16 protein-coding genes are annotated in these 14,451 nt (G+C 43.4%); 14 read left to right on the plus strand and 2 right to left on the minus strand.

What is annotated here, in order from left to right; all coding sequences use genetic code 11:
* Positions 1–100 precede the first annotated feature (100 nt).
* Positions 101–808: a histidine utilization repressor gene (gene hutC / locus VCHENC03_RS13845; protein WP_005536165.1), complete on the minus strand. Its 708-nt coding sequence runs from the start codon at positions 806–808 to the stop codon at positions 101–103.
* Between the two features lie 193 nt (positions 809–1,001).
* On the opposite strand from hutC, the gene VCHENC03_RS13840 reads away from it, so the two are divergent.
* Entirely contained in the window at positions 1,002–1,745 is a 744-nt protein-coding gene (locus tag VCHENC03_RS13840) for a sporulation protein (protein ID WP_009705872.1), read from the plus strand.
* Positions 1,746–1,750: 5 nt separating this feature from the next.
* Here VCHENC03_RS13840 and VCHENC03_RS13835 read toward each other — a convergent pair whose 3' ends face one another.
* Positions 1,751–2,740: a DUF3187 family protein gene (locus VCHENC03_RS13835; RefSeq protein ID WP_032802694.1), complete on the minus strand. Its 990-nt coding sequence runs from the start codon at positions 2,738–2,740 to the stop codon at positions 1,751–1,753.
* Positions 2,741–3,035: 295 nt separating this feature from the next.
* Here VCHENC03_RS13835 and thrS point away from each other — a divergent pair, with 295 nt between their 5' ends.
* The 13 genes from thrS (at position 3,036) to VCHENC03_RS13780 (ending at position 14,451) form a co-directional block, all read left to right on the plus strand.
* Positions 3,036–4,964 (plus strand): threonine--tRNA ligase, encoded by a 1,929-nt coding sequence (gene thrS, locus VCHENC03_RS13830; protein WP_009705874.1) that lies wholly within the window; start codon positions 3,036–3,038, stop codon positions 4,962–4,964.
* Between the two features lie 3 nt (positions 4,965–4,967).
* A complete protein-coding gene (infC, locus tag VCHENC03_RS0125760; protein ID WP_080765291.1) occupies positions 4,968–5,519 on the plus strand; it encodes a translation initiation factor IF-3 in 552 nt (183 codons plus the stop codon).
* A 118-nt stretch (positions 5,520–5,637) separates the two neighbouring features.
* The gene (rpmI, locus tag VCHENC03_RS13825; protein WP_009705876.1) at positions 5,638–5,832 is read left to right on the plus strand and encodes a 50S ribosomal protein L35; all 195 of its coding nucleotides are present in this window, start codon (positions 5,638–5,640) and stop codon (positions 5,830–5,832) included.
* A gap of 40 nt (positions 5,833–5,872) precedes the next feature.
* Entirely contained in the window at positions 5,873–6,226 is a 354-nt protein-coding gene (gene rplT, locus VCHENC03_RS13820) for a 50S ribosomal protein L20 (RefSeq protein ID WP_004727974.1), read from the plus strand.
* Between the two features lie 227 nt (positions 6,227–6,453).
* Positions 6,454–6,999 carry a GNAT family N-acetyltransferase gene (locus VCHENC03_RS13815; RefSeq protein ID WP_009705877.1) on the plus strand — a complete coding sequence of 182 codons (546 nt, stop codon included), beginning with the start codon at positions 6,454–6,456 and terminating at the stop codon, positions 6,997–6,999.
* Positions 7,000–7,058: 59 nt separating this feature from the next.
* Positions 7,059–7,319 carry a hypothetical protein gene (locus tag VCHENC03_RS0125770; protein WP_009705878.1) on the plus strand — a complete coding sequence of 87 codons (261 nt, stop codon included), beginning with the start codon at positions 7,059–7,061 and terminating at the stop codon, positions 7,317–7,319.
* Between the two features lie 307 nt (positions 7,320–7,626).
* The gene (locus VCHENC03_RS13810; RefSeq protein ID WP_009705879.1) at positions 7,627–8,007 is read left to right on the plus strand and encodes a RidA family protein; all 381 of its coding nucleotides are present in this window, start codon (positions 7,627–7,629) and stop codon (positions 8,005–8,007) included.
* 10 nt (positions 8,008–8,017) lie between these two features.
* Complete coding sequence (locus tag VCHENC03_RS13805) at positions 8,018–8,407, plus strand: VOC family protein (RefSeq protein ID WP_009705880.1); 390 nt, start codon at positions 8,018–8,020, stop codon at positions 8,405–8,407.
* A gap of 1 nt (position 8,408) precedes the next feature.
* A complete protein-coding gene (locus tag VCHENC03_RS13800; protein WP_005443150.1) occupies positions 8,409–8,723 on the plus strand; it encodes a heavy metal-binding domain-containing protein in 315 nt (104 codons plus the stop codon).
* Positions 8,724–9,269: 546 nt separating this feature from the next.
* A complete protein-coding gene (locus tag VCHENC03_RS13795; protein WP_009705881.1) occupies positions 9,270–10,079 on the plus strand; it encodes a helix-turn-helix domain-containing protein in 810 nt (269 codons plus the stop codon).
* Between the two features lie 170 nt (positions 10,080–10,249).
* Complete coding sequence (locus VCHENC03_RS13790) at positions 10,250–11,038, plus strand: TetR/AcrR family transcriptional regulator (RefSeq protein ID WP_009705882.1); 789 nt, start codon at positions 10,250–10,252, stop codon at positions 11,036–11,038.
* Between the two features lie 202 nt (positions 11,039–11,240).
* Positions 11,241–13,619, plus strand: coding sequence for an efflux RND transporter permease subunit (locus VCHENC03_RS13785; protein ID WP_009705883.1), 2,379 nt, complete (start codon positions 11,241–11,243; stop codon positions 13,617–13,619).
* A 40-nt stretch (positions 13,620–13,659) separates the two neighbouring features.
* Positions 13,660–14,451 (plus strand): outer membrane lipoprotein-sorting protein, encoded by a 792-nt coding sequence (locus VCHENC03_RS13780; protein WP_009705884.1) that lies wholly within the window; start codon positions 13,660–13,662, stop codon positions 14,449–14,451.

The raw sequence follows: 14,451 nt of genomic DNA on the forward strand, positions 1-14,451 counted from the left end.
TGTACTTTTAAATGTATATACAAATAAATAGGAGAAAAAAGCATCACTGACAAGGCTAATGTTGCAGAAATGTGATCAAAACGAAGAAGTAACGCCTAGTTTATAGCAGGATCTTAGAGCTTAATTTGTACTTGTTGCCCGGATGATAAAGGAGAGCTGTGCTGACCAGTTTATCTTGACTCCATGTACGGCGATTAAGCAGCAAACACGGCTCGTTGGCTTGCATTTTTAGGTCTTGTTTTACACGAGCGTCGGGGATAATCGCTTCGACAGTATGTTCGATGGCACTGAGTGGACAGTTGCCCGACAAGTACTGGTTTGGCGTCATACAAGTGAAATCTTGTTGCAAGTAGTTGGGCGCATATTGGCTGTTGACCCAACGCAGTTCTAGTTGGATCGGAGTGTGATCTTCAAAATGGACAATCTCACTGTAAAACACCGTGGTGCCAAGCATGACGCCAAGCTTGGTCGCAATACTGTCATCGGCTTTGATGGAGATTTGTTGCAACACTTCACTGTGATGCTCTCGTCCGCGATTACTGATTTCATCGGCAATGTTGCGAATGTCTAAAAGTGGAGATTCAGACTTTTCTGCCGGATCGCAAACAAAGGTGCCGAGGCGTGGTCGGCGTTGAAGTTTGCCTTCATTCACTAAATCTCGGATCGCTTTGTTGACGGTCATACGGCTCACACCAAACTGTTCCGTCAATTCGATTTCTGTTGCGATGCGATGACCAACCATCCACTCACCCGAATCAATTTTATCGAGGATAAATCGTTTGATTTGCATATAGAGTGGTGCAGACATAAAGGTTTCCTTTTAATTGACTATACAAATAGTGCGTAATCTATAGACAAATTGCAAACAGACATACGTATTTTGTGCAGTGATAAAAGGAATTAGTCCGCATTCTTGTCGTCTATTGCTTGCAGGAGTTTCATCAGTTGTGTAAACAGAGACTTATCAGAATAACGAAAACAGACAGTCACAAAGGAATCGCATGTTTAAAAAACTAAAAGCGTCACTCGGTATCGGCTCAGCAAAAGTAGATACGATTTTAGATGAGATGAGTGTGTATCAAGGCGCGACTTTGCGTGGTCACGTTCAAATTAAAGGCGGTGATGTTGAGCAACAAATCGATGCCATTACCATTAAATTGAACACAGAAATGAAAGTGGAAGAAGACGACAGCGTTAGCTACCAAACTTTCACCATTGATCAATTGAAAGCGGTTGAGCCGTTTGTCATTCAGCCGAATGAAGAAAAACAAGTACCTTTTGAACTCAAACTGCACGATGAAACGCCCATCACAGCCGTTAACGCACATAAAAACCAGTGTCATGTTTGGGTAGAGACCACACTGGACATCGGCTTTGCGATAGACCCTCGCGATCGTGATTACATTGAGGTTAAACCTTTGCCTGTTGCTGCTCGTGTGATTCAAGCGATCGAGCAAGCCGGTTTTACAATGGTAAAAGCTGATGTTGAAAAAGGCTTCTTACGTGGGAATACCTTCTCCTCACGTTCCGGTATTTACCAAGAATTAGAATTCCGCAATAACGGCTTCGTTTCTACGAAAGAGATAGAGCTTTCCTTTATCTTAGATGGTAGGACTATCCATTGTTTAGCAGAGATTGACCGCTCGTTTAGTATGTCGGGTGACCAATACCGTTCGTTCTCATTACCGATCGGGGCTTCTGATTCACAAGTTGCGGCAGCCATTGCGCCGACATTGAACCTGTAATATTTCTAGCTCTCATTATCTGGAGCGAATAAGTACCGATATCCAAATGTAAAGGCGATATCGGTACTATTATCCATATTCCTCGCATTCTCAATCGCCATGACCTCTATGGCAGAATTCTCCATTAAATAGCGATATCCAATCACGAACTCATTCGATGCGTCGGCAAACTCACTCGGCCCTTCTGTCGAACCTTGATACCAATGGTATTCAAGTATGAAGTGGTGATTGTTTTTTAGTGCATAGCGATAACCGCCAGCAAAGGCGGCGGTGTTATGTCGATAGGGGAAATTAGCGAGCGCTTTATCACTGTTTCTAAAGGTCATTCCGGCCATCGAATAGAATACATTGGCTGCATTGAATCGATAGCTGTAGTTGATTTGTACCCCTTGCTCAAAACTGTTGCCTTTGAAAGAGCCATGAGCAACATCGTTATAATAGAGGCTTCCACCAACAGACAAACCATGATGTTCATTTTGTATTATTTGGTATTGGATATACGTTGAGAGGTTGTTTGCCAGCGTTTCACCTTCAAAATCCTCTATTAAAATGTCGTAGTCAGGCATCGACATATAAAAGCGGTTCTTGTCGACTTCATCACGTCCATTTTGTCCAATACCAAATAGGTCGTGAAAGCTTTCGGTCAATCCATCTAAATGGTTGTCCGCAGCAAAGACCCAACGATAGTTCACTTCCAATTGCCACTTTTCATCGATTTGCCATTTACCGCCTAACTCGAGTTGGTTGTGGTAATAGTCGAGTGAATAGTCGCTGGTATGTGCCCAGACACTAGCAATTGTGCCCGAACCATACGCTTCAACATAACCAGAGGGGAGGGCATATCCGGAGCGAAGTATGTTCGTGTGGCTGACAACTTGCACTGGAGATTGAGCATAGGAACGTAGTGGACCATACAAATCTGAAGCGCAAATTGCCGGCGCAGATAGGAGAATGGTGCAACTCATGAGCGTAGGTTGCCATCTTAAATCCATCATGATGAGAGCCTAAAGTGATATTACTCAATAGATTAACTATAGTCTTATCATGTTTTGAATGCCGTTCAATTGTATTAATTCCTCATTCTGTGCTTATCGATGAATTTGCTGTGATGAAGTTTCAATGACATTTTGAAATCGCACTTTGCATTCTAAATGTGAGCTATGTACAATCCTTGTTCCGATGAAGGTCCGGTATTCGTGTTACTGAGCGACCGTCATCGACTCTCGAAATATCTTCTAATTTGAATAACATGTGTTGCTTGGTGTGCAACACCACTGTAAAGGACATAGCATGCCTATTATTACTCTTCCTGACGGCAGTCAGCGTCAATTTGACAACCCAGTTTCTACTATGGAAGTTGCGCAATCGATCGGTCCTGGTCTTGCAAAAGCAACTATCGCTGGTCGTGTAAACGGTAACCGCGTTGATGCGTGCGATCTAATTGAAGAAGACGCAAGCCTTGAGATCATCACAGTAAAAGATGAAGTCGACGGTCTAGAAATCGTTCGTCACTCATGTGCTCACCTTCTTGGTCACGCTCTTAAGCAGCTTTACCCACAAGCTAAAATGGCGATTGGTCCAACCATCGACAATGGCTTCTACTACGACATCGACTTAGATGAGTCTCTAACGCAAGAAGATCTTGAAAAGATTGAAAAGCGTATGAAAGAGCTAGCGAAAACCAAGTACGAAGTTGTTAAGAAAAAAGTGAGCTGGCAGGAAGCACGTGATACGTTTGAATCACGTGGCGAACCATACAAAGTGGAAATCCTAGACGAAAACGTATCTCGTGATGATCGTCCAGGTCTTTACCACCATGAAGAATACATCGACATGTGTCGTGGTCCTCACGTTCCTAACATGAGCTTCTGTCAACATTTCACTCTATTGAATGTTGCGGGTGCTTACTGGCGTGGTAACAGCGACAACAAAATGCTTCAACGTATCTACGGTACTGCTTTCCACGATAAGAAAGCACTGAAAGCGCACCTTACTCGCTTAGAAGAAGCGGCGAAGCGTGACCACCGTAAGATCGGTAAGCAACTAGACCTATTCCACATGCAGCAAGAAGCACCTGGTATGGTGTTCTGGCATCACAATGGTTGGTCTGTTTTCCGTGATCTAGAAGTATTCATCCGCTCTAAGCTAGATGAGTACGGCTACCAAGAAGTAAAAGGTCCGCTAATGATGGACCGTGTTCTTTGGGAACGCTCTGGTCACTGGGACAAATACGCAGATGCAATGTTCACGACTTCTTCTGAAAACCGTGAATACGCAATCAAGCCAATGAACTGTCCAGGTCACGTACAGATCTTTAACCAAGGTCTTAAGTCGTACCGCGACCTACCGTTACGTATGGCTGAGTTTGGCTCATGTCACCGTAACGAACCATCTGGTGCACTACACGGTATTATGCGTGTACGTGGCTTTACTCAGGATGACGCTCACATTTTCTGTACTGAGAGCCAAATTCAAGAAGAAGTAACAAACTGTATCAAGATGGTGTACGATACGTACCAAACATTTGGTTTCGACAATATCGTGGTGAAGCTGTCTACTCGTCCAGAAAAACGTGTAGGTTCAGACGAAATCTGGGATCAATCTGAAGAAGCATTGAAACAATCTCTTGAATCGATGGAAATCCCATACGAGATTCAAGAAGGCGAGGGTGCATTCTACGGTCCTAAGATCGAATTCACGCTATACGACTGTCTAGACCGTGCGTGGCAGTGTGGTACTGTTCAGCTAGACTTCAACCTACCAGGTCGCCTAGGTGCAACTTATGTAGGTGAAAACAATGAACGTCTTGTACCGGTAATGATTCACCGTGCAATTCTAGGTTCACTAGAGCGTTTCATTGGTATCCTTATCGAAGAATATGCTGGTTTCTTCCCAACTTGGTTGGCGCCAGAACAGGCAATTCTTATGAACATCACTGATAAACAATCAGAATATGTTCAAGAAGTAGTACAAAAACTACAAAAAAGTGGAATAAGAGCTAAAGCGGACTTGAGAAATGAGAAGATTGGCTTTAAAATCCGCGAACACACTTTGAAGCGTGTACCGTATATGCTTGTAGTCGGTGACCAAGAGATGGAAGCAGGCGAAATCGCAGTACGTACTCGTAAAGGTAAAGATCTCGGTAAATTTAAAGTGGATGATTTTATCGCATACATCCAAGACGAGATCTCTAGCCGTAAGCTCAATCTGGAGGAATAAGCTATTAAAGGCGGAAGACGCGGCCAACAGCCGGTAAAACAAAACCCACACCGTATGAACGGTGAAATTCGTGGCGTTCGTGAAGTTCGACTAACTGGCGCTGACGGTGAATCAGTTGGTGTTGTATCGATTCAAGAAGCGATCGCAGCTGCTGAAGAAGCAGGCATGGATCTTGTGGAAATCAGTCCTAACGCTGAGCCGCCAGTCTGTCGTGTTATGGACTACGGCAAATTCCTCTTTGAAAAGAGCAAATCTGCTAAAGAGCAGAAGAAAAAGCAAAAACAGGTTCAGATTAAGGAAGTAAAATTCCGTCCTGGAACTGATATTGGAGACTATCAGGTAAAACTACGCAACCTGACGCGTTTCCTTGAAGAAGGCAACAAAGTGAAGGTAACAATTCGCTTCCGTGGCCGAGAAATGGCACACCAAGACATCGGTGTTGACGTTCTTCATCGCTTGAAAGAAGACACTGCAGACTTTGCTGTAGTGGAATCTTTCCCAAGTAAGATCGAAGGTCGTCAGATGATCATGGTTCTTGCCCCTAAAAAGAAGTAATTAACGGCTCATCAAGTAATTAAGACCTGGCCGTTTCCCTTTTAAAAGGTAAACGGCTGGGTTTTGTTCGCCCTAATTACGTTGTTTATTAAACCTACTCAATGCGGAGTTATTCATCATGCCTAAGATGAAAACCAACAAAGGTGCTGCTAAGCGTTTTAAGAAAACTGCTGGTGGTATTAAGTACAAGCACGCTACAAAACGTCACATTCTGACTAAGCGTACTACTAAGAACAAGCGTCAGCTACGTCCAAATGCAATTCTTCCACGTTGTGAAGTTGCTGCAGTTGTTCGTATGTTGCCATACGCTTAATTCTTTTTAGTTATCAATCGTTTAGTTTAGGAGAAGCATAATGCCTCGCGTAAAACGTGGTGTACAAGCTCGTGCACGTCATAAGAAAGTTCTAAAACAAGCTAAAGGTTACTACGGTGCACGTTCACGTGTTTACCGCGTAGCTTTCCAAGCAGTTACTAAAGCTGGTCAATACGCTTACCGTGACCGTCGCGCTAAGAAACGTCAATTCCGTCAACTATGGATTGCACGTATCAACGCAGCATCTCGTCAAAATGGTCTATCTTACAGCCGTTTCATCAACGGTCTTAAGAAAGCATCTATCGAGATCGACCGTAAGATCCTAGCGGACATCGCAGTATTCGACAAAGCAGCATTTGCTGTTCTAGTTGAAAAAGCGAAAGCTGCTCTTTAATTAGCAGTTTAGGATTAAGAGAAGGAGAGCATTAGCTCTCCTTTTTTATTGTTTTCTGTTTCCTCTACCATAACTCTCCCGTTTCCCGTTTCCCGTTTCCCGTTTCCCGTTTCCCGTTTCCCGTTTCCCATTTCCCGCATATATCCCAACTCTGACCAAATCAGTTGCTCTAGTGGCTGGATTTGTTATTTTGCTTTTACTCATCAAATCATGGATAAGGAGCATCTGTGTTACCGAGCTATTGGGAATCAAAGCGTTTAATCTTTTCTACTTTTGATACAACACAGGCTGAGCTAGCCAAATCTCTATTCGATTCTAATCATCAAAAAGTGGTTTATGACCATACTTTTCGTGATTGGCCAATTGCAGAATATCAAGCGCTGATTTCAAAGAGTGCTCTACCAAAAAATCCCGATGACCTCGAAGCTTTTTACCTCAGAAAAATATCGACACAGGAGGGGGAGCCGATAGGTTATATCCAACTCGAACTGAATTTTCCGTACAAAGGGTGTTTATGGATCCCTATGCTGTGTCTTGTTCCTGACTATCAATGTAGAGGTTTAGGAAAGGAAATCGTCGATAGTGTATTGGACGTTGCTCTTGAGTATGCGTCTTTCAATAAAGCCATGCTAAACGTGTACGTTGAGAATACTGACGCTTTTCGCTTTTGGTTTAAGCAAGGCTTCAATCACATAGAGCAATTTGATGATACTGAGCATGAGTTAGGGCGCGAGTACCATTGCATTGTCCTAAGTAAAGGAATATCGCGTTAAATCATTCTGTTATCTACTTATGATAGGGTTTATTAGGATTACAAACAAAAGGATTAGAAATGGACATTCGACAACTACAAGCGCATATAAAAGAGTTTGATCACGACCCGGAACAGAAACAGCATTATTTCCTCAAACTGATTGAAGAAGTGGGTGAGTTGTCTGAATCGATTAGGAAAGACGCCACTGGACAACCGACAGAGGACACAATTAAAGGAACAATCGCGGAAGAACTCTACGACGTACGCGTATACCCAAATATCCTCAATGCGCTAGGTTCAGCGAGATTGCATTGGTTTGTAGGCGCGGCGGCGATTTAAAGATCTAGTGGTTCTAAATCGAAAATCGACAACAAAGTATACAAGCCAAGGCAACTCGCCCTTTGGGAGCGTGTCACTAACACTATTTCTTTGCCAAACAAAATGGAAATAGAAAGACTATTCCTCAAGTTGTTTGACTTTGAACTAGAGTCAGTGACAACGCTCTGAATCCTGCTCATTGAAGACATTTGGGTATAATATGTTTGTGCATTAGCCAATGTTTATGAAATAGATTTAGAAAAAACGCACGAAGTGAAAGAGATACTGAACAAACGAAAATACAACCGCTAGGGAAGGGGGAGACAACATGGTTCAACGAATCAGTTACGAGTTTTTGCCGCAAATTTCTGGTCCTTATGTTCATGCGACAAGACATTGTGAGACCTTGTATGTTTCAGGGCTGACAGCCATGGGTTCACCAAGTCAAAGTGAAAGCCTAATTGAGCAAACGAAAACGATTCTGTCTTACTTGTCGCAGATACTCACTGAAGAACAAAGAGAGAAACGCGATCTCGTCAAGCTGACGATATTTGTAACCGACATGAACCAATTGCCAGAGATCCGGTCGGTATTATTCGACTTCTATGAAGGGTATTTACCTGCTTGTTCTTTAGTCGAGGTGAGCCGTTTGATTCACCCCGACTTATCTATTGAGATTGAGGCAGTCATCTCATCTGAAGCATTGTAGAGAGGCTTTAATGAAAATAAACCGCTTGGATCACCTTGTACTGACCGTTAAAGACATTCAAACCACACTGGATTTCTATACACAAGTTCTCGGTATGGAAAGTGTTACTTTTGGGGAAGGACGTGTCGCTTTGGTATATGGACGACAAAAAATCAACCTTCATCAGCTTGGCAATGAATTTGAACCTAAGGCGAGTCAGGTGGCCTCTGGGAGTGCCGATTTGTGTTTTGTATGTGATACGCCAATTGCAAACGTGCTCTCCCATTTAGACTCCCATTCTATCCAGGTTATTGATGGCCCCGTTCAACGGACAGGTGCAATTGGTAACATCCTATCGGTTTACATTAGAGACCCAGATGGTAACTTAATTGAGTTATCTAACTATCTTACTGAGGTATAACATGATTTATTCAACAACCGAGACGATTCCTGGACGAGAGATTGCTGAGATAAAAGGTGTTGTGACGGGAAATGTGGTTCAGTCAAAGCACATTGGGCGTGATTTCATGGCTGGCTTAAAAAGCATTGTTGGTGGTGAGATTCGTGGCTACACCGAAATGATGACGGAAGCCCGAAATATTGCTATTCAACGAATGGTAGAGGATGCCGCGAACCTAGGAGCAGATGCTGTTGTCGGTATTCGTTTCACCACCAGTTCGATCGTTGATGGCTCTTCAGAGATTCTTGCATTTGGCACTGCAGTAAAGCTTGTCTAAGAGCGACTGGCCAAGACGATGTGTTGCTAACTCATGATCAATAGAATGGGGTAGTAAGTTCCAACTCGATTATCCATTTCAAGTGAAACGCAGAATCTCGATAGTGATGTTCTGCGTTTGCATTTCTGACGCCCACCTAATGTTCCTACATACTCACCTTATTGATCCTGATCGTAGCGTTCGCAAAAAATAATAGATAGAGATTTAGCATATGCAATTTGAATGATTATGCATTTGGGGTGCATGTTTTGTAGGGTAAATATTCTAAGTTTTTGTGATGTCTTAAGTCGGAAATACTCTGAGAAAACGCTCAAGTTAGTAGTTAATGCGACGAATAGCATGTTGATTAACATGTTTATAATCTATTTTGATAACAACTTATAATGAAACTGAATGCATTTTAAGTGCCAGCATTAACATCATAAATGTGAATGAAAGTATATTAATTCAAAGTTTTCTTATAAAAATATGAACTTATGCCTTGCGAAGTGATTCTAAATTGTTACAAATACTCTACAGCTGTAACATTGCCATAAGGAATTGTAGATGAGAGAACTCACTCCCGAGTACTTGTTAGCCGCATTACGACAAGCGATAAAAACTAAAGGGCTAACATATCGAGAGTTATCTGAGAAAATGGGCATGCCGTTGTCCACTTTTAAACGTCATTTAACTAGTACTAACCTTGCTTTAGATAAGCTACTCGAGTATTGCCGCGCGGTTGACTGCACCCTCGATGAGTTGCAGAAGTTGGCAAATCAACTTCAAGCTGAGGATCAAGATTACTTTAGCCACACGCAAGACGAAGTCTTTTTCCAATTTCCTCATCTTTACGATTTTTATCGAGAATTACGGATGCTTCGTGGGAAAGACGGCTATACCATCCTAATGAAAAAGTATGACCTCTCGAAACAAAGTATGTCGGACTATTTAGGCGCGCTAGAATTACTTGATCTGGTTTATGTTGATGAAGAAAACAACATTACGCTGCATGGTCCGCTCTACTACAGCTATGCTGAAAACTCGAAGCTTAACGACAAGTACACAGAGATCATCAAGGATCAAACGACCACGCACGAGAAGTGTGTTCGAGTCGCTTTGTCTCGCATGAAAATCACAGAAGAACAACTGCTTATCTTGGAAGAACAGGTCGCGAATACTGTGCTTGATTTTCATTCAAAAAATGTAGTGGCAGAGAACTTTAACGTATCCGATTTTACCAATGTCCTTTTGATTGCAGGCCCACATCAGCCCGTTACTTTTTCAGATGGTATCGTTCAAACAGAGACAAACTTTATTGATGATATTCGTTATGCGATAGCATCCGCAGGGGATAAGCCGAGTCTCTCGATATAATCTCTAGTTATTTTTAATGATTTATAAATTCATTCTTGAAATGTTTATTTGTTGAACTATTATGACGAAGTGTCAATTATGACGATTCGTCAGAAATGTGATGTCGTTTCTGCAAACCATATTCGTGTTACACTTCATTTGGGTTACACAGGGATACGGAACAGGGAAATATGTTTAACTTCGGCTGCAAGAAAAATGACAAACAAGAAGGGTGTCGAGTGGTTTCTGGTTTAACTAAGAAACAGCAAGCGATCGCCGATCGTGAGGTGGAGTTGATCCAACTTGCAAAGTCATTGGTTCAAGAGCAGGGGTTTGCGAATCTCACCATGGATAAGCTGACCGCCGCAAGCCCTTACTCAAAAGGGACAATCTACAACCATTTCTGCAGCAAAGAAGATGTGATTCTCGCGCTTTGTATCCATTCTCTAAAAAGTGAGGCGGTGTTTTTTGAACGCACGGCCAACTTTGATGGCAATACTCGTGAGAAGATCATTGCAATGCATGTGGGCTACCGAATCTACGCTCGCATGGAGCCTGTCTTATCGACGTGCGCAATTGTTGCTAAAACCCCTTGGGTGATAGAGAAAGCCTCTCCGGCCCGCCTAAATGAATTGAATAAGCTTGAAGAGGAAGTGATTTCCGGTGCGGATGCATTAGTGAACCATGCGGTAGAAGTTGGGGATTTAAAATTCTCACCCGCAGTAGGCTCTGATGCCATTGTATTCGCAAACTGGTCTATTGCTTTTGGTTCTAATGCGCTTGCGCAAAATGCGTCGAATAGTCGATGCATACAGCGTTTGCAAGACCCTTTTTCAGTGCTTCATAACGCCAATATGTTACTTGACGGTTTGGGTTGGTTACCGCTCTCAACTGAGTGGGATTACCGCAAAACCTGGCGTCGAGTAGAGCAGGAATTATTCAGTGAAGAACTTGCTTATCTTGACTCAGTCAATCGTTAAGTAAGCAACAAGCCAATCAAACCAGCGGATTGGCTTTTTAATCACACTATTTGACGGATCGTCAATAACGATGATTTCTACACCAATACCTCTAATTAAATCGGTGTAGAGATTGCGTTAGAAACGTATCTGGAATTAGAGAACAGCATAAGCTGCTTTTTTAACTCCGTTTTATGACGAAACGTCACAAAGGGAGAGTGTGATGAAACACCACCAAGCTCAACAAGCTTCCTCTGTTCAATGGGGGAAGATTCCAACCAAGTACAGTATATGGGTACTACTGGCCACAGTATTACTCGTTGTTATCGCGACAATAGGAGGAAAGAACCTTTATTTTCGTGGTGACTACAATATCTTCTTTGATGGTACCAATAAGCAGTTATTGGCGTTCGATGAAATTCAAACCACTTTTGCTAAAACAGACAATCTCGCCATTGTCGTTGCACCAGCCAGCAACGACGTCTTCACTCCGGAAATCCTCCAACTTATACAAAGCCTCACCGTCGATTCGTGGCAGGTGCCTTATTCCAGTCGTGTTGACTCTATCGCCAACTACCAACATACCGAAGCGTTCGAAGACGATCTTCTCGTCGAGGGTTTGTTGTATGAAGACTATGAGCTAACCCCCCAACGCATCGCTAAAGTTAAAAGTATTGCGTTGTCAGAACCTGTATTGAAAAGCGCATTGATTTCGGAAAAAGGGGACGTAACGGTTGTGAACATTACTGTTCAACTGCCAGAAATAGACAAGACGGCCGAAGTGCAAGAGGTGATGTCTCATATCAGCGCAATGCTAGAGCGTTACCAAGAGAAGTACCCAAATGTTGAGTTCCATAAAGCAGGCATTATCGCCATGAACTATGCGTTTATGACGGCGGCGCAAGAGGACAGTTCAACGCTGGTGCCAACCATGCTGTTAGTGATTTTGGTGTTTTTGACCATTATGTTGCGCTCATTCTTGAGTGTCGTCGCCACCTTGATCGTTATCATCGGCTCAGTCATGGCGACGATGGGGCTTTCTGGTTGGGCGGGCATGTTCTTGAGCACGGCGACCGTTAATGTGCCAACACTGGTGATGACACTTGCCGTTGCGGACTGTGTGCATGTCATCACCACCATGCGTCATTCGATGCAAAATGGCTTTAGCAAAGCACATTCTATCGAGAGAAGTATTTCACTTAACTTCATGCCAATTCTGATCACTTCAGTGACCACCGCAATCGGCTTTTTGATGATGAATATGTCCGATTCTCCGGTATTGAGAGACTTCGGTAACTTGTCAGCGTTAGGTGTAATGATCGCATGTTTCCTTTCTGTCACGCTTCTTCCTGCCTTACTGAAGTTGCTTCCTATCAATGTTAAGCAAACGCCTTCGAACGGGAAGTCTGACTTTATGGACAAACTGGGCGACTTTGTTGTTACACATCGCAAAGCGTTACTGCCTGCATCTGTTTTGGTTATTGCAGTCAGCGCGAGTTTGATTCCTTTGAATCGCGTCAATGATGAATCCGTGAAGTACTTCGATAACCGCAGTGATTTTCGTCAAGCTGCCGACTTTATGGAAGCGCGCATCAGTGGCATGACTAACATCAGTATTGCGATTAAAACTAACGAGTCACAAGGGATTGCAGACCCGGTATTTCTCAATGCTATTGGTGGGTTTACGGATTGGCTGCGAGTTCAGCCAGAAACTGACCATGTTGCGACGCTAGCGGATGTGTATAAACGTCTCAACAAGAACATGCATGGCGACGATGAAAGCTACTACGCGTTACCACAAAATCGCGAACTGGCTGCGCAATATCTGTTGCTTTATGAGATGTCCTTGCCTTATGGGCTCGACCTAAACAACCAAATCAATGTTGATAAATCGTCAATTAAAATGGTTCTCACCGTCGATAACTTAGGCAGTGTTGAATTGGTTGATCTTGAGAATCGTATCTATGCGTGGTTTGCTGACAATGTCCCTCAATATGAAGTAGTCGCCTCGAGTCCTTCTTTGATGTTCGCTCACATTGGTGAGACCAACATGGCGAGTATGCTCTCTACTTTACCTATTACATTAGTGCTCATTTCCGCGCTGCTTATCTTTGCGCTTCGCTCTCTTAAGCTGGGCTTGATCAGCTTGGTGCCAAACATCGCACCGGCCGTGATTGGTTTTGGTCTCTGGGCGCTTATCTCTGGTGAAATCAACCTCGGATTATCTGTTGTTGTCACATTGACGCTCGGGATTGTTGTCGATGATGCCGTTCACTTCCTTTCTAAATACCAGCGTGCTCGAAAAGAAGGCCAAACCGCCGAACAGGCAGTGCGTTACGCCTTCCATACTGTTGGGCGCGCGCTCTGGATTACCACTGTTGTCTTGGTGGCAGGCTTTTCGGTGTTGGCCATGTCGAGCTTCCGTTTGAATGCTGATATGGGCCAACTCAGCGCGATTGTCATCTTTATCGCTTTAGTAGTGGATTTCTTATTCTTACCGACTTTGTTGATGCTGTTTGATAAGGCCGCTTACTCACAAAACAAAGGGACGAAAAAAACACCTTCAGAATCTGAGAAAAACGTTACGGCGACACCGTTGTAATCGAGAAACGAACTTCAGGAATTAAGACAAGGAACACATGATGAAACTAGTTAAAACACCATTCAAAGTCGCCGCGTTATCGGTTTCACTTTTGCTTTCGCCTTTTACATGGGCCGATGAGGCAAAAGGATTAGAGATTGCACAGGAGCGCAAAGCTCGTGATGAAGGTTGGGGGGATTCGGTGGCAACCATGCAAATGATCCTTCGCAACGCACAAGGGGAGAGCAGTACGCGTTTGATGCGCTTGAAATCACTTGAGGTTGCTGATGATGGTGACAAAGGGTTGACCATTTTTGATGAGCCTCGTGATGTAAAAGGCACTGCATTCCTCAACCATTCTCATACAGTCGGTGCTGATGACCAATGGCTCTACCTGCCAGCTCTTAAGCGTGTAAAACGTATTGCTTCACGCAATAAATCCGGTCCGTTTATGGGCAGTGAGTTTGCTTATGAAGACCTGAGCTCATTCGAGATTGAAAAATACCGTTTCAATTACCTTAAAGATGAAACGATGAATGACCAAGAGACGTTTGTGTTAGAGCAAATCCCGACAGATAAAAACTCCGGTTACACCAAGCAGGTGGTTTGGTTGGACAAGGCGCACTATCGTCCTCTGAAAGTAGAGTTTTATGACCGCAAAGGTGCGTTGTTAAAAACACTTTTATTCTCCGACTACAAGCAATATCTGAATCAATACTGGCGCGCTCACACCATGGCGATGACGAATCACCAAACGGGCAAGAGCACGGAACTGACGACCAGCGAATTGACTTTCCAGACTGGTTTGAAAGAAAACGATTTCAACAAAAACGTCCTTAAGCGCGTTAAGTAG

This window comes from Vibrio sp. HENC-03, from assembly GCF_000305755.2.
Taxonomy (GTDB): domain Bacteria; phylum Pseudomonadota; class Gammaproteobacteria; order Enterobacterales; family Vibrionaceae; genus Vibrio; species Vibrio owensii.